Below are 23439 nucleotides of genomic sequence, written 5' to 3'. Positions count from 1 at the left end.
GCAGTAATGAAACGTTACTGAAACAGCATGCGATACTCCACTGGCGGAGTATTGCGCAATGTCGCCTCGAGGCGGCGGAGGGTTTCCGATGATCGCGTACCCATGAAGATGTCCAGCAGCGATTCGCGCTGCACTTCTTCCGTGATGCGCGGCTCACCGCTGATTTTGCCCAGCGTCCCGGCAATGAGCACGGCGGTCTGGAAGGTCCCGAGAGTGTCCACGAGCCCGGATTTGTAAGCTTGTTCGCCCGTGTAGATCCTGCCGTCCGCCAGCGCGCGCACGGAATCCTCCGGCAGATTGCGGGCAGTCGCGACAATACGCAGGAACTGTCCATACACATTGTCAATGGACGATTGGAGGAAACTGCGTTCGCGCTCCGTCATGGCACGCGCGGGATTGCCCACATCCTTGAATTCACCGGATTTGATCGTGGTCTGCTCCACGCCGATTTTATCCATCAATCCTTTGAAATTCGGGAAGGTGGAGACCACGCCGATGCTGCCTGTGATGGTGCCCGGATTGGCCACGACACGCGAAGCGGCGCAGGCGATGTAGTATGCGCCGCTTGCGGCCACCGACCCCATGGACACGACAACGGGCGTGCCGAGTTTCCGGGTTTTGTTCACTTCCTCATAAATCTCATGGCTCGGGACCACGCCGCCGCCGGGAGAGTCCAGCCGCAGCACAATGGCTTTCACCGAACTCCGTTTGCGGTATTTTTGCAACTGGCGGACAACCTCGGACGCGTCCGTGATAGCTTCCTCGAGGCGGATAACCGCCACGCGGTCCGTTCCCGAACCACCCGTGCTCTCCTCATAGGTGGGGGAGGAGGCGGTTGTGAGAGCTCCGACGAAGGAAAATATCGCGATGGCAAACACCACGAAGGCCATTCCCGCGAAGGCCACCACGATTCCCAGTATCCATTTTCCAGTTGTGCTCATTGCCTCATTTTCAGCTTAACTTATTGAGGATCATTAAGTTACGAAAAACATCCTCTCTTGTCAATCAATGGATGTCCGTAATGTGGCTGTGCACAATCACATGTGGAGGCTCCTGATCCTATCACGTTGCCGCCACCCGGAGCGGGAGCCCGGGACGATCTTCGGGTATGCCTCATGCGAGGACGACGCCCGGCAGGGAGCAAGGGCAATGCGTGATGCATGGAGAAAATCAGGGCTGGAATTCTCACGGCCGCAACATGTATATTATGTGAATGCAGAGTTTGCTCATCTATTCCGTCATTTCAACTTGCGCATTCATTGTCGGTTCATTTCCGACTGCCTATCTGCTTGTGCGGCGACACAGCGGTAAGGATCTGCGTCACGAAGGCAGCGGCAATATCGGAACGCTCAACGCCTTCGAGGTATCGCGCAGCAAGCGCGTTGGAGTGCTCGTCCTGTTCATCGATGTACTCAAGGGTTTCGGTGCCACAGCCATTGCGGGAAGTGTAGCCGCGGACGGTTACACCGCGTCCGCAATTGCCATGCTCGCCGTTGTGGCGGGGCATAATTACTCGCCCTGGATCGGCTGGAAAGGCGGCAGGGGCCTCGCACCGGCGGCTGGGGCTGCCATCGCTTTCAATCCGCTCTTGCTGGGTCTCTGGATTCTGTACTGGCTGCTGGTATTCGCGAAAACGCGCAACGTCCACATCGGGAATATCGCCGCGTCGGTAATGACACCGGCGACGGTGCTGTTCACCCTCGATCTGTTTGCGGGCGGTATGATGCACTCACCAGCGGACACCTGGTGGCTGCTCCCTCCGGTCCTTCTTCTGTTCGCTCTTATTCTCATTCGCCATATCGAACCCCTGCGGACGTTACTGCGCACGGGGAAAGCGTCATCATACACAACAACTCAGTCTGGACAGGAATAATGTTTCGTCAAGAAATCTTCCATCGTCTGCTCATCGCGGCTCTTTTTTCCCTGATGGCCACAGCGTGCAATGCGGGACCCGATCGCGTCGTCCCCGAAGAGGATCCTCCGCAATATCGTACCTCGGCACCCGCCGGTCAGGATGAGATTTCCAATTCACGACGCAATGCCATAACTCGCTCTATCGAGATCGTGAGTCCTGCGGTGGTGGGAATCAACGTCACGGAAATCCGCCGCCGCCAGCTCGATCCCTTCTGGCAGATGTTTTACGGGGAGAGGTACTTCAGCCAGCGCCTGCAGAGCGCGGGCAGCGGGTTCATCATTTCGCCGGAAGGGTATTGCGTCACAAACGACCACGTGGCCGGTCGCGCCACGGAAATCGTCATCACCATGTCCGACGGCTCGAAACATAACGCGAAAGTCATCGGTACCGATCCCGTCACGGATGTCGCCCTGCTGAAAATCGAGGCCGATCGTGATCTGCCGTATCTCAAGCTCGGGAATTCGGACGATGTGATCGTCGGAGAGTGGAGCATCGCTTTCGGAAATCCCTTCGGCTTGTTTACTTCGACCGCCAAACCCACGGTCACCGTGGGCGTCATCAGCGCAACGCATGTGTTTCTGGAGCAGAGTCAGGGCGGGGGCATCTACCGGAATATGCTGCAGACCGACGCCGCCATCAACACCGGAAACAGCGGCGGTCCGCTGGTCAACAGCAACGGCGAAGTGATCGGCGTCAACACCGTCATTTATTCGCCGAATCAGGGAAGCGTCGGACTGGGCTTTGCCGTACCCGTCAATCGCGTCAAGGAAATTGTGGACATACTCCGCCGCGACGGCAAGGTGGATCGCGAGTTCGACCCCGGTTTTCGGGCGCAGCAGGTGGACGAAGCCATCGCGCGCGCCTACGGTCTCGAGAAGGTGGAAGGGGTGGTTGTGACACGCCTGACCAACAGGCGCGGCGCGGCCGCAAAATCGGGTCTCGAAGAGGCGGATATCATACTTCGGGCCAATGGCGAACCCTTGTACTCCATCGGTATTCTGGAATCTCTTGTCCGCTATTCCATGCGCGGTGATGTCATCCGGCTCGAAGTGCTCCGCGACAGCAAAGTCCGCACCATCGATCTCACTCTAGAATAGAAAAGGTACAGCATGATTCATCGTTATACGCGTCCCGAGATGGGGACGCTCTGGACCGACGAGGCGAAATTTCAGACCTGGCTCGAAGTGGAATTGTACGCCTGCGAAGCCCAGGCCGAACTCGGGTTGATTCCGCGGGAGGCGATCCCGGTCATACGTGAACGAGCGGATTTCTCCGTGGACCGCATTACGGAGCTGGAACAAACGCTGAATCACGACGTGATCGCTTTCCTCACCAACGTCGCGGAAAACGTCGGCGAAAACTCCCGCTACATTCATCTCGGCCTCACGTCGTCGGATGTGGTGGATACCGCGCTGTCCGCCATCACACGCAAGGCGGGACTGCTGCTGCGCGAAGGTCTCACCGCCCTGCGCGAGGTCGTGGCGCTTCGCGCGAAGGAACTTAAATACACACCTGCCATCGGACGGACGCATGGCATTCACGCCGAACCGATGACCTTCGGACTCAAACTGGCCATGTGGCATGAAGAGATTCGGCGCGACCTCGACCGCCTCGACCGGGCGATTGAAAGCATTTCGTACGGCAAGCTCTCGGGCGCCGTAGGCACGTATGCGAACATCGATCCCTTCGTCGAGCGCTACGTCTGCGAGAAGATGCACCTCAAACCCTCGCCGATTTCCACGCAGGTCTTGCAGCGCGACCGGCATGCGGAGTTTCTTTCCACGATCGCCATCATCGGCGGGTCGCTCGAGAAATTTGCGACGGAAATCCGTCATCTCCAGAAGACCGAAGTACTGGAAGCCGAGGAGTACTTTGCGAAAGGACAGAAGGGCAGCAGTGCCATGCCGCACAAGCGCAATCCTATCACCTGCGAACGCGTGGCCGGTATGGCACGCATCCTGCGGGGATACGCGCTGGCGGCTTTCGAGAATCAGGCCCTGTGGCACGAACGCGACATCACGCATTCCTCCGTCGAACGCGTCATCCTGCCCGACGCCACCATCGCGCTGGACTACATGCTCGCGAAGATGAAGGGCATCGTCGAAAAGCTTCTCGTGTATCCCGACAACATGCTCCGGAATATCAACGGCACGCGCGGACTGATTTTTTCGCAGCAGGTGCTGCTCGCGCTCACGAAGGGCGGTATGCTCCGTGAAGAGGCCTACCGCATCGTGCAGGGCCATGCCATGCGCGTCTGGAGGGAGGATGTGCATTTGCGCACCCTGCTGGAAGGCGATCCGGAGGTCCGTGCCTTGCTCAGCGACCAGATTCTGGATCAGTGTTTCGATCCCACGGCCGGCATGAAACATGTCGACATGATTTTCGAGCGGCTCGGACTGTGACGGCATGGCATCCGCGGAATGACGCCCCTCATTCCGGGTGAAGCCTGCCGGCAGAACGCCGCGCGGACGTTCCGCACTTCATACTACACGGACGGTCACGGAGCGTCGCCCGCAGGGGCACGCCTGCCGTGACCGTCCGTTTTTCTGGGCAGATACAGCTGCCCGCGCTCAGCAGATGCGGGCCTGAAGGATGGCTTCAGGCCATAGGCGACGGACGATCCCTCCGTGATTTCGACGCTTCCCTGTATACCTCCGTTCCTCACTTACAATTTGTTAATACCTTGTTCAGCTTGCTGTAAGGCGACGCTGTTAGTTTACATGAAGCGTACCGGCATTCTCGCTCTTCCGGAACGCACAATGACTGACAAAAGCCCAATGATACAGATGACGGCACAGCAGAACATCGAACATACGACAGCCATGCTCGTCCGGAACGGGCGAGCGACAGCTGCGATTCCACTGGGCGCGGTGCGGGAAATGCTTCCCGCTTGCGCCGTGTCACCGGGACGCAGCTTCCCTGATCACGTCATCGGCGTATTCAATCTGCATGGAGACGTTCTGCCGGTTATTGATCTCGCGCGTCTCTTTCGCGAACGGCCTGCGGTGCTGCACCCGCGGCAGCGCTTCGCTATTTGCAGCACGGCGCGGGGAGATGTGGCCATACTCGTCGACGAGGTCGTGGAATTTGTGTCGACGACCGCGTCCCGTGTGCTGGATGTGCGAACGACCATCGCTGACGCACATCGCTACGTCGTCGTCGAAGGCCAGGTGGTTCCTGTACTCGAACCGTCGGAGATGTTGAACGGGCTTGATGATTTCTTCACAAGCGCGCTTCGCGAAGCGGAGCTGCTCCAGCTAGAGGAAGAAACCTTGTGACAACACGCACATTGCCTCCGGAGCCCGGTGCGGCATTACATCTGCATCAGGTTTTCGCGAAAGTGGAACGTCTGCTGGGATTGCGATATCTCCCGCATCAGTGGACAGATCTCCGCCGGTTGCTGCGGCCGGCCGTCGGGGAACTGGGGATGAGCACTGTGGAGGAATGCCTCTCCTGGCTGCAGAACGAAGAACAAAGCGAGGAGCAGGTCCGCATTCTGGCCAAGCATCTGACCATCGGTGAGTCCTACTTCTTCCGTGAACTCGCTGTCATATCCGTGTTGCGCGATGCCATATTGCCCGAAATACTTCGGCGGAAATCCGAGACGGGAGACTCGTTGCTGCGCGTCTGGAGCGCCGGTTGCAGCACCGGCGAGGAGGTCTACACGCTTGCCATTATTATCGCGTCGCTGCTTCGGGAGGAGAGCGGGATGCGTGTGCATATTCTCGGCACCGATATCAATACCATATCGCTCGACAGAGCGCGGCGCGGAGTGTATCGCGATTGGTCGTTCCGCGATATGAGCGAGGAACTCATCAACCGTTGGTTCGTGGCGGAAGGCGACAACCGTTACACGGTCAGTGAGACGTTGCGGTCCATGGTGGAATTCCGTCCGTTGAATCTCGTGGACGTCGGCACGTATCCGTCCCCGATGGACCTGATTCTCTGCCGCAATGTACTCATGTACTTTACCCGGCCTGTGGTGAACGAGATTGTGCAGGGCTTCCGGGCGTCGCTGCGGCCTGATGGTTGGCTCGTCCCGAGTATGACGGAAACGACGCTCATCAATCAGCCCGGGTTCGAAGGAAAACGTTTCGGCGACATCACATTGTTTCATTATCAGCGACAGGAATTTCCCGCCATCAGACGGAAGGAAGATGCGGAGCGGGATGCGACACCCACCCCGGATGGCCGGAAAGACGCAGGCAGGACCCATCCCTTCGATGAATTGCTTTCCGGGAGAGCGCTGCAAAAATCCGATGCGCACATCAGAAACACTGCATCCGACCTGCTTTTGGATTTACCTCTGCCCGCGCTGCCGGTTGTAGAGGATTCCGACGCGTTTGCAGCCCTCGTGGATAACGCCGATGCGCATGCAGCGGAAAGCGGTGCGGCATCCGTCGTCAGCGCGGCAAGAACGGGAGAAGCACAGACGATCATTGACGCGGCACAGGCGGCGGGGGATCGGGCGCGTGATCTCGCGGATGCCGGTCGCCTGGAAGAAGCTCTGTCGGCCGCCGAACGCGCCGTGAGCGAGCACAAGATGAGCGCCTACTGTCAGTGCATCCACGCGACCATCCTTCGCGAACTCGGCGAGACGCAGCGGGCGCTGCAAGTGTTCGATCGGGCGCTGTACCTCGATCCCACGTTCATCCCCGCACATTTCGGTATCGGATCGCTGTATCGTTTTCTTGGAAAAGATGCCCGCGCGGCCCGGCATCTCGGGAATGCCCTCGAACTTATCGAAGCGCTCCCCGATCAGGACCAGGTACTGTTCTGGGGTGATATGACCGCGCGCCACCTCGCCGTGTTGATACGCACCATGGAAGGACGGCAGGTCTGATGTTCGACGTACTCCATACCGCGATCGCGACGGCATCGTCCCGCATGCTGAAAGACCGAGCGCCGCTCCGCGCCGATCACCCGTCGTCGCTCCCCGCCGACGAGGACGTCCTGCGGCAGCGCGCCATCGAGTACAGTCAACCTCGTAAGAGCGAAGAAACATCCCGCAGCCATGAGATGGAGGTGCTCACGGTACAGCTCGGCACGGACGCGTACGCTCTTCCCTGTGCGGACGTGGACGAGGTCGTGCCCCTGCACAATATGGTTTCGCTGCCGAACACCCCCACCGGGATTATCGGACTGTCAAGCAACCGCGGGGTATTGTTCGCGGTACTCGATCCCAAACCGCAGTTGCAGATACCTGGTACGAATATCACGACGATGCATCGCGTGGTCATTCTTCGGCATGACCGGTTCCGCATCGGAATTCTTGTGGATTCGATTTTGGGAATGACGAGTATCGCAACGGACACGGTTCGTCCCGTGCCGACGTTTCTTGCCGCGGAAAAGAGGAAATTCATCAGCGGCATGACAGAGCACAGGACATTGCTGATTGATGTGCCGCGATTCCTCGACGCCCTTAATAGCACAGAACCCTGAATGATCATACAAGAGCAAAGGAAGCACGCATGAAATGGTTCGCCAATATCAGAACGAAAAATAAGCTGTTCACCGGTTTCGGCGTGATCATCGTCATTCTTCTTGCTCTCGCGGGTGTGGAGAACTATCAGTCCGCTCGTGCGATATCGGAGTACGAAACGCTGATGAAAGTGCACATGCCGCTGCAGGCGGCTGGGGGGGATGTCGAGAATACGTTGTTTCGCGAACGTCTGGTATTCGAACAGATACGGTCGTATTCATCTCCCGACCTTGCCGGAGGCAGCTTTATTGAGCTTCGCGAGCAGTATCTGCAGCTGCAGCGAAAAGTACAAGCCGAACTACTGCGGTTGCAGACCTATCTGCAGACCGTGGAGGAGCAGAGCGACGATCCGGATATCATGACCGCCGCCGGCAGCGTCCGCAAACAGTTCGTCAAGATCACGCGCATACATGAGGATTTTGTTGAACTCGCGGCACAGGCTATTACCGCCATCGAACGCGGAGATCGCGGCGCATTTATCGCGCTGAAAGGCCGTCTCGATGAGAATGAAACCACGTTCTGGAGCATGACCGATGTGTTTGCGTTCGAAGTATCGAATCTCCTCGAAGCTGCGCAAGGACGCATTGAAAGCATTGAAACCACGACGACCATAGCGAGAGTGCTTGCGTTTTCCATCGGTATTCTGTTCGTCTCCTTCTTCGCGACCTACATCTCGCGGCTTATCGCGCGGCCCCTCATCGAAGCGACCATGATCGCCGAACGGTTGGGTCAGGGCGATACGACCATTCCGATTCAGACGGATCGTGAAGACGAGATTGGCGATTTGCTCAAGACGCTCGAAAAGCTCCGCGCGAATTCGGATCACGAGGCTCAGGTGGCGGCGCGGATCGCCGATGGCGACCTGACCGTGCACATCACACCGTTGTCCGAGAAAGACGTTTTGGGGAAGGCGCTTTCCACCATGGTTGATCGCCTTCGTTCACAAATCGGTGAAATGCTGGAAGGGATCAACGTTCTCGCCGCCGCCACCGCAGAACTGTCCTCCACGATGGTGCAGATCGCGGCCAGTGCGCGCGCCACCGCTTCCGCCGTCAACGAAACCGCCAGCACCTTGCAGGAGGTCAAGCAGTCCTCGCAGATGAGTAATCAGAAGGCGCGTATCATCTCCGATGACACACAGGAAACTCTCCGTGTCTCCCGAGACGGGGTGGAGGCCATCGGACAGAGCATCAACAGCATGGAGAGCATACGTGAGCAGATGCGCGGCATAGCCGAAAGCATCATCAAACTCAGTGAGCAGGGCCAGGCCATCAGCGATATCGTGACTTCGGTGAACGATCTCGCCGAGCAGTCCAATATCCTCGCCGTCAATGCCGCCATTGAAGCGGCAAAAGCGGGCGACTATGGCAAAGGCTTCACCGTTGTGGCGCGTGAAATCCGGAATCATGCCGAGCAATCAAAGCAGGCCACCGCGAAGGTGCGTTCCATCCTTGTCGATACGCAAAAGGCGACCGCTTCCGCCGTGATGGTGGCCGAACGCGGTACGAAACTCGCCGAGGACGGGGCACAGCTCTCCGCCGTATCCGGAAAAGCGATACAGACGGTGATGAACGGTATCACCGATGCCGCCGAGTCCCTGTTACAGATCGCCGCCTCATCCAAAGAGCAGGTGCTGGGCCTGGATCAGGTTACCACGGCGATTCAACACATCAAGAACGGCAGCGAGCAAAACGTCGAATCCATCCATCAGGTGGAACTGACCGCGCAAAATCTCAAGGAGCTTGGAACGAGACTGCAGCGCTTCGTCGAGCGCTATAAACTGTGACAGGCACGCCAATTTTTCCGGGATGCTGATGAACGAAGAGGAATTTCTCAAACGGCTCACCGAGGCCTTTGCCGTGGAGGCGGAAGAACACTTCACGGCCATTCGTCGCGGTCTGGCCGACCTGGAGCAAGCGGGCGACCGTGATCCCACAGACGTGGTGGAACTGATCTTCAGAGAAGCGCACAGCCTCAAGGGGGCGGCACGCGCCGTCAACAGGAACGACATCGAGAGTGTGTGTCAACAGATGGAAAGCCTGTTTGCCAAATGGAAGAAGGATGTGCGGAATGTGCAGTCGGCGCCCTTCGCGCTGCTGTCCGACGTCTGCGATGTGCTCGGTATGATGATTGAAACGAATACCGAAGGTGCCGTGAGCAGCTCCGTGCTGCACCCGCTTCTGGACGCGCTCAAACTCGCTGTCGAACATGCGAATTCGGGGAACAGCCCGGTGGTAGCGGAGGCGCCGTCGTCCGCTCCCGACATCCCCGTGCGTGAGCAATCCTTCGACCTCCCGCCTGGAATCGTGACAGACACCGCCCCCCCCGCTCTCCCGCCCCCGCGCGTCTGAACGGGGCGCACAAGCCCGATACCCCGCGCGATACGCGCAACTCGCACACTGTCGCTTCTCCGGAAGCGGCCGGCACCGCCCCGGCGGCACCTCCCTTCGCGCAGAAAACACTCAAGGACAGCGTCCGTGTGTCCGTGACGGAACTGGACGCGCTGTACCGTCAGGCGGAGGAACTCAGCACGGTGAAGTTCATGCTCGGCCGGACGACAGGGGAACTCCGTCTCGTCATCGATCAGTGCCGGGAGTGGATGGGGGAATATCACCGGGTGCAAGGGCGCCTCTCGGATCGGATGATCGCGAATGAAAAGCAGGAGACAGCAGCGGCGTTCACAGCGGATGAACTTCGCGACTTCGTCGCCTGGACATCACGGCAGATTGACGCGATTGAAGCGACTGTGAGCAAGAACATCGAGAACGCCCAGGGTGGCGTGTACATCATGGATGCCATGACCGATGCGTTATTGGAGCAGACGCGCCAGCTGTTACTCTTGCCTTTCTCGATGATCACCGATGCGCTTCCCTCCATGGTCAATAAGCTCGCCCGTGACCTCGGAAAGAAAGTGGAATTCCGCGTCTCCGGCGATGACGTGCGCATTGATAAGCGTATTCTGGAGGAACTCAAGGATCCCCTTCTGCATCTTCTGCGAAACAGCATCGACCACGGCATAGAGGACGCAGCCCGGCGCGAAACCGCCGGCAAGTCCGTCACGGGTTCATTGCGACTGGACATCATCAGCGCCGGCGACAATCGCATAGAACTGGCACTGGCGGACGACGGAGCGGGCATAGACATTGCCGCAGTGCGGGCCAAAGCGAAAGCGGAGGGTGTCGCGGGCAGCGATGTGCTCGATACCTGGACGGATGAACGCATTCTGGATCTTGTATTCCACAGCGGCTTGTCCACCGCGAAGTCCGTGACCGAACTCTCCGGACGCGGTGTCGGATTGTCCGTGGTGCGCGAAAATGTGTCAGCGCTCGGTGGTGAGGTGGTAGTGAGCACGAAGGCAGGGCGGGGGACGACGTTCAGACTGCTGCTTCCGGTTTCCCTTTCCAATGCCCAGGGTGTGATCGTCCGCACCTCGGGGCGCATGTACGTCGTGCCGCTGCAGTACATCGTACGCGGTGTGTCGCTTGCCCGTGAAGATTTTTCCGTGTTGGACGGACGAACGGTATTTGACTTTGAGGGTGCGACGATACCCGTGTACCGGCTGGAAGAATTACTGGGCATGCCGGCAGCCGCGCAGTCTGCGGCGGCGCGCGATTCACTGCTTGTGCTTTCCTGCAACGATACGACCTTTTCGGTACAGGTCGAGGAGGTGCTGTGGGAGCAGGACGTCGTCGTCAAGCCGCTGCCCGAACCCATCGCGCGTGTGCGTGCGGTCTCCGGTGCGACGCTGCTCGGCACCGGAGAACTCGTCCCCGTGCTGCACATACCCGACCTGCTCGACGCGACCAGATCAGGCGAACGTCCGTTGCAGAAAAGTGCCGCTGCACGGACGGATGAGAAACGCCGCCTGCTCGTCGTCGACGATTCCATCACTTCGCGTGTCCTCCTCCACGACATTCTCGTGTCGTCGGGCTATCAGGTCAAGACCGCGGTGGACGGCATCGACGCGTTGACGCATTTGCGGGAAGCTGCCTACGATCTTGTGGTTTCCGACGTCGAAATGCCGCGCATGAACGGCTTCGAGCTGACGCAGTCCATACGGAAAGACGAGAAGCTGCACGAAGTACCCGTGGTGCTGGTGACGGGTCTGGAGTCGCGGGAAGATCGCGAGCGCGGATTCGATGTAGGCGCGAACGCATACATCATCAAAAGCGGATTCGATCAGAGCAATCTGCTTGAGGTGATAGGACGGTTGATTTGAGCGTATGATTCAGGTATGCGTCATAGCGCGCGATGAATCGCTTGCGGCGCAGTTGCAACGGCGCCTTCGCAGACCGGGCCTGCTCGAAACCGTGCTCGCCTTCGGATTCGCGGCCGACGTCGTCGGCGTGTTGAATCACACGCAAGTGGATCTCATAGTCGTTGATGCGACAGACGACGAGGATGCCGCCATCGGGAAGGCGGCAGAGATCATGAGTGAACACGTCATCCCCGTCGTGGTGTTGACAGCAGCGGCAAACGTGCTGCGGCTCAACGGAAAAATCGACAGCACCGGCAGCGGTGTTATCGGTGTGCTGCATTTCCCGGGCGATGATGCGCGCGGACAGGAGCAGGCCATACGGCAGCTCCTGCTGCTCAGCGAAGTCAAGGTGATCAGACGCTGGGACGCACAGAAATACGAATCGTTGTCACGCCTCGCCCCGACGCAATCCGCCATTGCGGCCGAACCGCAATCAGGAATGCATCCCAGGCAGACCCCCGAGCCGCACATCGTCGTGGTCGGAGCTTCCGCCGGAGGAACGAAGGCGCTGCAGGAAATTGTGCTGCATCTTCCGGCCGATTTTCCGCTGCCCATTCTTGTCGTGCAGCATCTCGCTCCGGGCTATGTGCAGGGATTTGCGCGCTGGTTGCGGCAGCAGTCGTCCATCAACGTGCTCGTGGCGGAGCAATACGTGCCGCTGCGCCCTGAAACCCTGTACATTGCGCCTGACGACAGACATTTGACAGTTTCACGCGATAATCGTATTGTATTGCGGGACGATGCGGCGGTGAACGGCTTCCGACCATCCATCGGCTTGTTGTTCACGAGTGCGCTGGACGCGTTCGGCAGCAGCACGCTTGCGGTGTTGCTCTCCGGCATGGGCAACGACGGTGCGCACGAGATGCGGGCGTTGTATGAACACGGCGCGACGACGCTCGTTCAGGACAAAGAAAGCTCACTCATCCACGGCATTCCCGGCGAGGCGATAAAGCTGGGCGCAGCGCGGCATATACTTCCGGTGCAGCAAATCGCACCCGCGTTGCTTACGCTGAGCGGCTACAGAGCCGCACCCTATAAAAACCATTGACCCTTTCACACTCGTTCCGAAGAAGGACCCTACGTGAATACCATTGACATCCTGGTGGTGGAAGACAGTCCGACCCAGGCGTTGAAACTGAAATACACGCTGGAGAAACAGGACTATTCCGTCCGTCTTGCCACCAATGGCAAGGAAGGATTGGCGGCGGTTGCCGAGCAGCGCCCCACGCTGATTATTTCGGATGTGCTCATGCCGGAAATGGACGGCTACGAGTTTTGCAGCACCATCAAGGGCGACGAGACGCTGCAGGATATTCCGGTCATTCTGTTGACGACCCTTTCGGATCCGCAGGACATCATACGCGGGTTGGAGAGCGGCGCGGATAACTTTCTCAACAAGCCCTACAGCGAAGAAATGCTGCTGTCGAGGATCAAGTATATCCTTATCAACCTCGATGTGCGCTCGCGCATGCGCACCGGGATGGGCATTGAAATTTACTTCGCGAACAAAAAGCACTATCTCACGTCCGAGCGTATTCAGATCATTGATCTGTTGCTCTCCACATACGAGAACGCGGTCGAGAAGAACAAGGAACTGGAAATCGCGAACAGGCGGCTGCGCGCGGCGCAGGAGGAGCTGGAAAACAGCAACCGCAAGCTTCTGCTGCTCAACGACCAGAAGAATATGCTGCTCGGCATGGCCGCGCATGATTTGCGCAATCCGCTGTACCTGATCGAAGGGTATAGCGATTATCTGCTCAAGGACAAAAAGGATGAGTTGCCTGCCGCGCACCGAACCGTCGTGTCCGCGATTCAGTCCAGCAGTTCCTTCATGGTGCAGATGATCAACGATTTGCTGGACGTGCACAAAATCGAGACCGGGAATTTCGAGATGCAGATGGAGGCGGCCGAGTTCTCGCCCGTGCTCGAGCGCGTCGTCGAGGCGCAGGGGTTCGCCGCCCGCAAAAAGGGTATCGAGCTTACCGTCAGCGCATCCGCCGACATTCCGGCCTTCGTGTTTGATGCCGCGCGTATCGAGCAGGTCATGACGAATCTGATCGACAATGCTATAAAATTTTCCTTCAAGGGTTCGGTCGTGGAAATCAGTGTCGGCAGCGACAGTGAAGTGTTGTGGTGTACTGTTCGCGATCATGGTCCCGGCATTCCCGAAGGGGAGTTCGAAAAGTTGTTCAAGCCGTTCAGCACGACAAGCGTTCGTCCGACAGGAAACGAAAAAAGCACGGGCCTTGGCCTGGCGATCGCGAAAAGCATCATAGACAAGCATCGCGGGAGTATCACGCTTGACAGCGCGGTGGGGAAGGGCTCGACATTTCGTTTCAGCATACCGCTGCATCAGGGAGACGTGACGCGTATCTGACCTCGGATACAACACTCCGTTCCATGGCATGAATGACAACAGGTTACCTGGCCCGATTCAGGCAGGCGTGTGATGTCGCTCCGTCTGACCAACACAGGGATGCACCGGTAGCACGATTCTAGAAGCGGCTTCATCAAAGAGCGAAGTTTCGCGGTCCTACAGTGTGCTTTCGGCGGTCCCTGAGCGTAGCCGAAGGGCTGCTCGACCATCGCCGAAGGGCGCTGACGACCGGACGCACGCGACACCACTGTCACCACGCGGATTCTTGAGCAGAGTAGTCTGTTTTCATTGAAGCACAACATGAAATGTAGCGCTGCATGTCCTTGCGCCGGTTGCATTTTGCCTTGATTTCCGTTATACTTGACAGCAATGTGACACATTTAAGGGTGGTGATGCGGATCCTCATTGTCGAAGACGAAGCAAAGGTTTCGCAGTTCCTCAAGAAGGGATTCGAGGAGGAGCTGTTTTCCGTTGACACCGCCATGGACGGGGAAGACGGGCTGTTCATGGCTCTCACCGAAGCCTACGACTGCATCATTCTCGACCTGATGCTTCCGCGCAAGAATGGCGTGGAGGTACTCAAGGAACTCCGCAAGGAGAAGGGCACACCAGTGCTCGTTCTCACCGCCAAAGGACAACTCGAGAGCAAGGTCGAGGTCCTGAACATCGGCGCCGACGATTATCTGACGAAGCCGTTCGCACTTGCCGAGTGCATCGCCCGCGTACGCTCGCTCCTGCGTCGCGCGCACATGGAGAAACCCAGCAATACGCTGAGCGCGGACAACCTCGAACTGGATCAGATCCAGCACATCGTCAAGCGCGGCGGCACCACGCTGGATCTTACGGTGAAGGAATTCAAACTTCTCGAATATCTGCTCCGCAACAAAAATTGCGTGCTCACCCGCTCGGCCATCATCGAACATATTTGGGAAATCACCTTCGACACAGGAACCAATGTCCTCGACGTGTACATGACGCGTTTGCGCAAGAAGGTGGACGATGATTTCGAGGTCAAGCTCATTCACACCATACGCGGCGTCGGCTATATTCTCAAGGACGAGGCGGAATAATGCTGTCCGCCAGACAGCGCGCGGTTCTGCTGTATGGCTCCACGATTTTCGGCGCCTTCACGCTCATTTTGCTGATTATCATCACCGTTTTCACCAGGCACGTGTACTCGGTGAATCTGTTTGATCCCGTCGTGCTCGAACGGTACAAAAACATGTTCGCCGGCTACGGGATACTGTTCATTCCGGCAGGGCTGTTCTTCGCTTACGCCATCGGCTGGATTATCTCCCAGGAGCTGTACCCGAGGCGGGGGGGGGGTGCGACCGGATCCCCGGGGCAGAGTGAGACGCTGCTTCCCGAAGGTGAGGATTTTCGGGAGCGCATGCACACGGTGCGCAGCACCATCAGCAACATGCAGACCGCATACGAGCAGATTCAGAATTTTTCCGCCAATGCGTCGCATGAACTCCGCACGCCCCTCACCATCATGCGCGGGGAAATTGAACTGGCGCTCCGGAACACCAAATCACCCGAGGAATACCAGCGGCTGCTCGGCAGTCTGCTGGAGGAAATTCTGCGCCTCTCGCGCATTCTGGATGACCTTCTCCTCATCGCCAAAACGGAAATCGGCGAGCGACCCATCGAGCTGCAAGCGGTGGATTTGCGCGAGCTCGTGGAGGAGATCGCCGACGAGGCGTCGCTCTTCGCCGAGCAGGCCGGTATCGACGTCGCGCTTGGTCCCGTGGCGGACGCGTGGATAGATGCCGAACCGTTGCGCATCCGCCGCGTCCTGCTCAACCTCGTGGACAACGCGGTGAAATACAATCGCAAGCACGGCACCATTTCCATCTCCATGGAGCGGGAGGACGACATGGTGGCGGTGCATATTCAGGATACAGGCATCGGAATCCCCCCCGAGGCGATTCCGCGTCTGTTCGAACGCTTTTACCGCGTCAACGACACCGAGCGGCACGGTCCCAAGGGAACGGGATTGGGATTGTATCTCGTGCAATGGATCGTGCGCAATCACGGCGGCACCATTACCGTGGACAGCGAGCTGGGGAAGGGCAGTACGTTCACCATCCGCTTCCCGTTGCGTAACAGTGGAGAATAAAACCCGCATATCAGTAAATACGAATCCGCCCCCTCTTCCCGCTCCCCGCCCGCTCCCTCCCCTGCATCGCCGTTTCCTTTCACTCTTGTAATGATGGATTAAGCTTCCCGTAAGGTAGGCCTCCTAAATTGGAGTGTAGAATTCATTGAGAAATCACTGAGCATTATCAAGGTCTTTTAACACTCTCTCTTCTTCACCAACCAACAGGAGTTTTACCATGGGTACTCAACAGCTGCTTCTCATCGTTCTCGGTGTCATCATCGTCGGTATCGCGGTGGTGGTCGGTATCAACATTTTCGGTTCCAACGCCGAACAGGCCAACAAAGACGCCATCACGCAGGACTGCCTCCGCATCGCGTCGGCTGCCCAGGGCTTCTATCGCAAACCGACCATGCTCGGTGGCGGCAACAATGCGTTTGACGGTATCGAAATCACCGATTGCGGTATGAGCGACAACGGCAGCGGCGCCGGCGAGAACGTCAACGGTGCCTATACCATTACCCAGTCCACGGGTGACACCTTCGAAATTACGGGTACATCAGCCAACGATGCGGCGAAAACGGTCGTCGTTCTCGTGGACATGACCCAGACCACGGACGAAGACCGCGTCACAGTGACCTACGCCGGCTGGTAAGCCGAATAACCGCCTGCCAAGCGATTTTTCTCCCTCCTCTTGCATTCGGTTCGGCGCCGCTGTCCTTCGGGATGGCGGCGCTTTCTTTTGGGAGAGTTAGACGTAATTGGAAGAGTTAAACGTTAAACGTGAAACGTTAAACGATTTTGAGTGCGCAGGGCGACAGCTGGAGGTAAAGGGTGAAGGGTAAAGGGCGAAGAGCCCGAAGGGCGACACGGGGGAGGTAAAGGGTGAAGGGTGAAGGGTGAAGAGCCCGAAGGGCGACACGGGGGAGGTAAAGCGTGAAGGGTAAAGGGTGAAGAGCCCGAAGGGCGACACGGGGAGGTAAAGGGTGAAGAGTGAAGGGTGAAGAGCCCGAAGGGCGACACGGGGGAGGTAAAGGGTGAAGGGTAAAGGGTGAAGAGCCCGAAGGGCGACACGGGGAGGTAAAGGGTGAAGGGTGAAGGGTGAAGAGCCCGAAGGGCGACACGGGGAGGTAAAGGGTGAAGGGTGAAGGGTGAAGAGCCCGAAGGGCGACACGGGGGAGGTAAAGGGTGAAGGGTGAAGGGTGAAGGGCCCGAAGGGCGACACGGGGGAGGTAAAGGGTGAAGGGTGAAGAGCCCGAAGGGCGACACGGGGGAGGTAAAGGGTGAAGGGTGAAGGGTGAAGAGCCCGAAGGGCGACACGGGGGAGGTAAAGGGTGAAGGGTGAAGGGTGAAGAGCCCGAAGGGCGACACTTCCTCTAACCCCGGGCGTCAGCCCGGGGGCCACGCGCACAGCACATCCGCCATCAGCCCGAAGGGCGACACGGGGAGGTAAAGGGTGAAGGGTAAAGGGTGAAGAGCCCGAAGGGCGACACGGGGAGGTAAAGGGTGAAGGGTGAAGGGTGAAGAGCCCGAAGGGCGACACTACCTGTAACCTCGAACGGTAGTTGGGGGACTTCCGCACCCAGCCGTCGAGGATCTGCGTTTACTCACACTCGCCGTAACCACAGCTTTACGACCCTGCGCGTCCGATTTCTCCATTCCGCGCCTATGGCCGCAATACCTGTGATAACAGAGGTGTGGAATCTATCGCGCGGAGAAGAACGCATGCTGAACAATACGCTCATCGTCTATCGCCACTCGCCCGAACCGGCATCGGATACAGCCACCGTTGCGTATGAACTGCGGAAATCCGCGAACGTTTCATTGAAACTCTACAACAATCTCGGAACGATCATGACCGAGCGAAAGCTCGGTGCATATCCGAAGGGGAGACATACCGTTGTCCTGGAGGTCGCCGCTTACCCGGAAGGCATGTACTACTATCTCATCGAGGCGGACGGCGCTGCAGCGATCCGAAGCATCACCGTGAGCCGGTCCGTACACGACGCCGACGCCGCGGAAGTATCGGACGTTGACGATGGAGAGGCAGGGGACGCACAAACGCCGGCATAGCAAGCAGCAGCGCCACCGCACGCACCCCGCAGCAGCAAGTCGCAGCCAGCAGCGTCGTTACATCCACGGGAGATAGCGCCAGAGATGCAGCAGATGGCCGCCCACGCTATCGTGCAGGTTCCCGTTGTTGTCCGGCAGCGTATCGAGTAGCCAGTGCGCGGCGAGACGGTCACGCGGGATACCGCCCTGCGTGTACACTGCGAGCTCGGCGGGAGTCAGGCGCTTTTTCCAGACACAAAAATCAGCCACAGCGAGCGTACGCAGTAATGCGGGACGGGTGTTATCGTAATATTTGGGACCAAAGGTATTGTACTTGTCGTGGAAAATCCCGACTTGCAGACCTTCATAGCGGTACCCCGGCCCGCGCTTGAGCAGGTCTGCTGTGCCCGTCATGGCGACGCTGCCGTTAACCAGCACCTCGATGCGCTCTCTGTCAACAGTGGCGATCACGGAATTCCATCCCTGCCGTACGGGCAGCGTGACATGCTCAAACCCCACTACCATCGCGAACGAATCCCTCACCGCGACATACGCATCCTGATTCATCACCGAAAAAACGGCGCGTCTGCTCCCCGGCCGACGGAAATACCGTATGGCGTAGCTCCGCTCCGGCGATCCCTCAACCGGATCCGTGCCGCACTGAAGCCAGCGGAACGGCTGCAGTTCCAGGGCCGTCGCGCCTTTCGTCTTCCGGATAAGACGGACATCAGCACCAGGAGCCGGCGTCAGTGGGACGGCGGAGCGAATATGCGCGGGCCGGTGCAGCAATTGGCCGTCCTGCGTTCGTTCGTTCCCGTTGAATGCGGACACCTCCGCGATCACATCGAAGTCCCAGTACCCTAGGAGACCGGGTGTCAGCGCGCTTAGCTTGCTGTGCATACGCGCGCGTATTGTGTCGGCGGACAGAGCCCGGTCCCACATGCGGATTTCATCCAAAGCGCCGCGAAAGGGATTTTGCAGACTTTCGCCGTTGTAGTACGCGCCGAAGGTGACGTACGGTTTTGTTACGGCTTCGATGATGAATTCTTCCGAAACATCCTTGATCAGTTCTCCATCGAGCACAATTTGAATACCTCGGTCTTTGCGCGAAAAGGCCACAGCCAGATGGTGCCAGATGCCGGTGGAGTTCAGGAACTTGCCGCCGAGACGCACGTCACCTCTGTGATTGCCGATATGATAGCTGATAGTCGTGTCGCGTATTTCGATGGTCATATTTTGCGAGGCGGGCCCGTACGGCAGGTTCCGATTGTTGGAGAGCACACAACCGCTGATCGAATCCAGGCGAAACCAGAATTCGAGCGTGCCCTCATCACGCGCGAAAGCGATAGCGTCTTCTCCGAAATGCAGCATATCATCCACGCCGTCGAAGCGAAGTGCGTAGCCGCCGGGCAGTGGCGGCCCCGCGGCTCCGTGCAATGCGATGGAGCTCAGCAACTCGCCGCTATGCGCGTCGCGCACCGTAAAACGCGCCCGGCTACCGGTGGCGTTGCGCGTCGGCGCGAATTTGATCATCACGCGGAGAGAGTCGGTAGCGGGAATCTGCTGCCCGCCGCCATTCCAACTGATGTACCATTGGTCCGCCTGTTCACCTTCGATACCCAATGCCACGTCGAGTGTCGATGGCGTCATGTTCCAGAGCCAAAGATTGCGGGTGGCATCAGCGCCGATCTCGAGATCCCCGAAGTCGAGAATCGCTGCGCGCACTTCCTCGAAATCTCTGAACTGCCAGTCTGAGGCGCGGCGGGGATTATGCACCAGAGCATTTTGTCCTATTTGCGCTCCGCTGCTGTATTCCAGGTCCGGATAGCCGTACTGAGCTTTCCACCAGAAATATCCCACGGTGAGCAGCAACAGAATAATGCCCGCGAGCAACAGCTCGGTGGATTTGCGCTTCGCGAAGGTCAGCAGTCTGTCGTAGGGATTACGTTCAATAACGCGCACAATGCCGGGCAAAGAAACGCAATCGTCCAGCGAGGTCACCCCGTACAATGCGAGACGCGCACCGGGCCAGGAGACGCGCAATGTCTGGAGATGTTCCTGCGCACGTTCCAGCAGAGCGCTGTGCAGCACCAGGGCCACGCACGGAGAAAACAGCGCGGCCTCCACCTTCGCCTTCAGCGATTCCTCCGCGACGGGCAGCACGCGCCCGTCTTCGTGTACGCCACCAGTGCAGCAGATCCCTGTTTGCATCGCCCAGAGCTGTTTCCGGTTGAAGCGCTGCTGCAGCTTTTCCGTGAGCGCGAGCGCGACCGCCAGACCCATAGACTGCCCGGAATATGCGGCATGCTGATCGGGAAAGTGCACGGAAGCGCGCCTTGGCGGCAACTCCGTCGCGAAATGTTTCTCCACAGTGCTGCGCGCCGCCTCGAGTGCCGTGCGCAGCTGGCGATGCGCGCTCCCCTCGTCTTCCGCGAGCTGATTTCCGAACTGTGCCCGCCATTGCGCGGACGGGGTGATACTGATTTCCGGATGCAGGACGACGCCGGTGATCTGTGTCCCCGGCTCACCGGTATCCACCAGCAGCACACCCGGCATGACCGCATCCGCAAGGGCGCTTTCCAGCGATGCCTGCGCGTCCACGAGGAAGGGCGGTGCGTCCCCGATCGGATAACACTCTGAGATGAATACCGCGACAGGATTCTGACCGAGTGTCACGGCATTGAGCATCCGGGCCGGGAGCGCGTCGCTCACATCCGCGAGCGAGGAATCGTACTCCCGCACCAGTGTATGCATCTCACGCCCGGCGCCCACGCATGCCAATGCGGCGCAGCATTTTTCCCGTACCGTCTCTATCGTCTCATCGAAAGCCGGCGTTTCGCGGGCCCACGTACTCTCGCGCACACGTTCCAGTATACGGAGCGTGCGCAACCAGCGCGCCGGAGCGCCCCAGCGCACATACGCGTGCCGAACGCAGGCGCTGAGTGCCGGGTACAGGGCTCGATAGTAGGACGCTGTCCAGATTGCGGGAAGATGTTCGGTCTGTGCGAAAAAATCGGTCAGTATAGCAAAGCGGCGCAGCGGGGAAGTGGTCCTGCGAAGCTGGCGTGTCGCATGGCGGGCTGTGAGGTCGAGCTCGAGGGGAGTGCTCATCGACGAGAGCGCATCGTCCGCGTTCACAGAGGATCCTCACATGTCGATGGAAACCGTCATCGGTTCGATGTCAATGTCGCTGCCGCCGATGACGAAGCTGCCGTCGTGTGCCGGATGAAAAACACCGTCGACGCCGCTGAAGCGGAAAGAGAGCAGGGGAAGGCGCTGCGGATCGCAGATGACGTACGCCACGAGGCGGTCGTGCGCGCGCTCCTCGAAAACGCGCAGCAGCACATTGCCGCCGTCGAGGTACCAGGTCTGCCGCAGCAGCAGTTCGGCTTGCGTCTCCGTCTCGCTGTGCGCTGCAAGGCGATACCCCGTGCCGCCATCCGCCACCGCGCTGTCGACATCCGGAGCGACGAAACGTGCGATGGCGATGAGCGCCTCGTACTGTTCGCGGCAAAACGCGCAGTTGTCCAGATGCGGATGCGTGCCGTTCGCGTTCGCCAGATCCAGCAACCGGGCGGTGCCAAGATGCGCGCTTCCGTCGATATGATGATGATTCGGCATAATGGCCGTCAGTCTTTCACTTCAAGAATACATTGAAGCCTTTGTCGTGCCGCGGTGAAAACACGCCGCACAATGTACTCGTAGGTGTTTCGATACCGCTCGCGGTACGCCTCCTGTGTCAAACCCGGAATGCGCTGCTGAAGATAGTACAGGTGTCCGTGATCCTGACCTGCGGCGAGATCGTTGACGTAGGCGTGCACAGCGGCAAGCATCACATCCGCTTCGGCTTCGCGGAGTTTGTTCCGCCGCACATAGGAGTCGTACACCCAGGTCCGCAACTCGTCGAGCACACCGAGCACGGATTGCAGCACCGCATCCGTGTCTATCTGCTCGGCTCCGTCCGTACTATCCGTCTCGGGCGTGGCCGCCACCTGATCACTCTGAATGATGCGCAATGTGATGTCGAGCACGTCGTCCTCGAACACCGCCTGCCGCAATTCCGGATAGGCGGCGAGTCCGTCGAGCAACTGCAGCAGCACCGCGTGCACGGGATGCGGGTGTCCGCCCACCGTGGCGGCGAATTGCGCGAGCATATCAGGTTGCGCCGGCGGCAGTTCCAGTTTCGCGTCGCTGTCCTCCCGCGTGTACCAGAAACCATTCACACTTTCGATGCGCTGCAGACCGCTCTGCGCCTTTACAAAACGCCGCAGCGACCGGAGCAGGCGCGCACGCACAGGATGGATTTCGATGAACAGGCGGGCGAGATGAATTTGCACCGTACGGTAGCAGATGACCTTGAACGCCGCTTCCAGGCTCACGCCCGGATCGCGCTGCATCACGTCGTGTATCGCGGTCTGAAGGCGCCGCAACTCCGGACCGTCAATATCCGAAACGAGCTCGGCGATGAGATCATACGCGAGATCGTCCATAGACATACCGAGCGGGGTGATCGTGTACCCGCGATTCCATACCAGCCAGCGAATGTACCCGCGCGCATGCTCCACAGCTGTCCGCACGATCTCATGCATCGCTTGACGCGAGGACTGCGCGGAAAGCAAATCTGTCAGGGCTTGATGCAGGTTCATGCTCTTGCGGGTAGCGGTTACGATACTCCAATGTAGCGCCTGCGTGAGGAAGAGCAAAACCGGAAGAGTGAAGGGTGAAGGGCGACACGGGGAGGTAAAGGGTGAAGGGTGAAGGGTGAAGGGTGAAGGGCCCGAAGGGCGACACGGGGGAGGTAAAGGGTGAAGGGTGAAGGGTGAAGGGTGAAGAGCCCGAAGGGCGTCACGGGGGAGGTAAAGGGTAAAGGGTAAAGGGTGAAGAGCCCGAAGGGCGACACTTCCTCTAACCCCGGGCGTCAGCCCGGGGGGAAGGGCGACACGGGGGAGGTAAAGGGTGAAGGGTGAAGGGTGAAGAGCCCGAAGGGTGACACTTCCTGTATCCCCCAACGGCAGTTGGGGGACTTCCGCACCCAGCGATGACGTCCCCAGCCCGAAGGGCGACACTTCCTCTAGCCCCCAGCTTCAGCTGAGGGGCCACGCGCACAGCACATCCGCCATCAGCCCGAAGGGCGACACGGGGCAGGTAAAGGGTAAAGGGTAAAGGGTGGAGTGTACCGCAAAAAATGGACAGTGAGTTCCCCCCGGATTGAAATGACAGTGTGCTTGTAGTGGTCGCGTTCGCAGTCGCGCAG

Annotated in this window: 19 protein-coding genes; 15 read left to right on the top strand and 4 right to left on the bottom strand. The window is 58.8% G+C overall.

What is annotated here, in order from left to right; all coding sequences use genetic code 11:
- Positions 1-14: 14 nt before the first annotated feature.
- On the bottom strand, positions 15-941 hold the full coding sequence (gene sppA / locus M5R41_05320; GenBank protein ID MCZ7555806.1) for a signal peptide peptidase SppA: 927 nt from the start codon (positions 939-941) through the stop codon (positions 15-17).
- Between the two features lie 272 nt (positions 942-1213).
- Between sppA and M5R41_05315 the strand changes: the two genes are divergently transcribed.
- The 15 genes from M5R41_05315 (at position 1214) to M5R41_05245 (ending at position 18206) form a co-directional block, all read left to right on the top strand.
- Complete coding sequence (locus M5R41_05315) at positions 1214-1873, top strand: glycerol-3-phosphate acyltransferase (protein MCZ7555805.1); 660 nt, start codon at positions 1214-1216, stop codon at positions 1871-1873.
- The gene (locus M5R41_05310; protein MCZ7555804.1) at positions 1873-3012 is read left to right on the top strand and encodes a trypsin-like peptidase domain-containing protein; all 1140 of its coding nucleotides are present in this window, start codon (positions 1873-1875) and stop codon (positions 3010-3012) included. Before M5R41_05315 ends, M5R41_05310 begins: the two co-directional genes overlap by 1 nt.
- A gap of 12 nt (positions 3013-3024) precedes the next feature.
- A complete protein-coding gene (gene purB, locus M5R41_05305; protein ID MCZ7555803.1) occupies positions 3025-4317 on the top strand; it encodes an adenylosuccinate lyase in 1293 nt (430 codons plus the stop codon).
- A gap of 357 nt (positions 4318-4674) precedes the next feature.
- On the top strand, positions 4675-5193 hold the full coding sequence (locus M5R41_05300) for a chemotaxis protein CheW (GenBank protein ID MCZ7555802.1): 519 nt from the start codon (positions 4675-4677) through the stop codon (positions 5191-5193).
- Positions 5190-6758, top strand: coding sequence for a hypothetical protein (locus M5R41_05295; GenBank protein MCZ7555801.1), 1569 nt, complete (start codon positions 5190-5192; stop codon positions 6756-6758). Before M5R41_05300 ends, M5R41_05295 begins: the two co-directional genes overlap by 4 nt.
- A complete protein-coding gene (locus M5R41_05290) occupies positions 6758-7357 on the top strand; it encodes a chemotaxis protein CheW (GenBank protein MCZ7555800.1) in 600 nt (199 codons plus the stop codon). The genes M5R41_05295 and M5R41_05290 overlap by 1 nt, the downstream gene beginning before the upstream one ends.
- A gap of 29 nt (positions 7358-7386) precedes the next feature.
- Complete coding sequence (locus M5R41_05285) at positions 7387-9183, top strand: methyl-accepting chemotaxis protein (GenBank protein ID MCZ7555799.1); 1797 nt, start codon at positions 7387-7389, stop codon at positions 9181-9183.
- A gap of 28 nt (positions 9184-9211) precedes the next feature.
- Positions 9212-9748, top strand: a complete 537-nt coding sequence (locus M5R41_05280; GenBank protein ID MCZ7555798.1) for an Hpt domain-containing protein — start codon at positions 9212-9214, stop codon at positions 9746-9748.
- A gap of 128 nt (positions 9749-9876) precedes the next feature.
- On the top strand, positions 9877-11616 hold the full coding sequence (locus M5R41_05275) for a response regulator (GenBank protein ID MCZ7555797.1): 1740 nt from the start codon (positions 9877-9879) through the stop codon (positions 11614-11616).
- A gap of 4 nt (positions 11617-11620) precedes the next feature.
- Positions 11621-12703, top strand: a complete 1083-nt coding sequence (locus M5R41_05270; GenBank protein ID MCZ7555796.1) for a CheB methylesterase domain-containing protein — start codon at positions 11621-11623, stop codon at positions 12701-12703.
- A gap of 33 nt (positions 12704-12736) precedes the next feature.
- Positions 12737-14032 carry a response regulator gene (locus M5R41_05265; protein MCZ7555795.1) on the top strand — a complete coding sequence of 432 codons (1296 nt, stop codon included), beginning with the start codon at positions 12737-12739 and terminating at the stop codon, positions 14030-14032.
- A 392-nt stretch (positions 14033-14424) separates the two neighbouring features.
- Positions 14425-15102 (top strand): response regulator transcription factor, encoded by a 678-nt coding sequence (locus tag M5R41_05260; GenBank protein MCZ7555794.1) that lies wholly within the window; start codon positions 14425-14427, stop codon positions 15100-15102.
- Positions 15102-16154: an ATP-binding protein gene (locus M5R41_05255; protein ID MCZ7555793.1), complete on the top strand. Its 1053-nt coding sequence runs from the start codon at positions 15102-15104 to the stop codon at positions 16152-16154. Before M5R41_05260 ends, M5R41_05255 begins: the two co-directional genes overlap by 1 nt.
- Positions 16155-16371: 217 nt before the next feature.
- On the top strand, positions 16372-16788 hold the full coding sequence (locus M5R41_05250; protein ID MCZ7555792.1) for a hypothetical protein: 417 nt from the start codon (positions 16372-16374) through the stop codon (positions 16786-16788).
- Between the two features lie 1070 nt (positions 16789-17858).
- Positions 17859-18206 (top strand): hypothetical protein, encoded by a 348-nt coding sequence (locus tag M5R41_05245; GenBank protein MCZ7555791.1) that lies wholly within the window; start codon positions 17859-17861, stop codon positions 18204-18206.
- 57 nt (positions 18207-18263) lie between these two features.
- Here M5R41_05245 and M5R41_05240 read toward each other — a convergent pair whose 3' ends face one another.
- The 3 genes from M5R41_05240 to M5R41_05230 are packed head-to-tail and all read right to left on the bottom strand — an operon-like array spanning position 18264 to position 22831.
- Complete coding sequence (locus M5R41_05240) at positions 18264-21323, bottom strand: LamG domain-containing protein (GenBank protein ID MCZ7555790.1); 3060 nt, start codon at positions 21321-21323, stop codon at positions 18264-18266.
- Positions 21324-21332: 9 nt separating this feature from the next.
- Entirely contained in the window at positions 21333-21806 is a 474-nt protein-coding gene (locus M5R41_05235; GenBank protein ID MCZ7555789.1) for a hypothetical protein, read from the bottom strand.
- An 8-nt stretch (positions 21807-21814) separates the two neighbouring features.
- Positions 21815-22831, bottom strand: coding sequence for a hypothetical protein (locus tag M5R41_05230; protein ID MCZ7555788.1), 1017 nt, complete (start codon positions 22829-22831; stop codon positions 21815-21817).
- Positions 22832-23439 lie beyond the last annotated feature (608 nt).

The organism is Bacteroidia bacterium, from assembly GCA_027493955.1.
Taxonomy (GTDB): Bacteria; Bacteroidota; Ignavibacteria; order SZUA-365; family SZUA-365; genus JAOSJT01.
The sequence above is the reverse complement of the archived record's forward strand: the minus strand, read 5'-3'. Positions and strand labels throughout refer to the sequence as shown.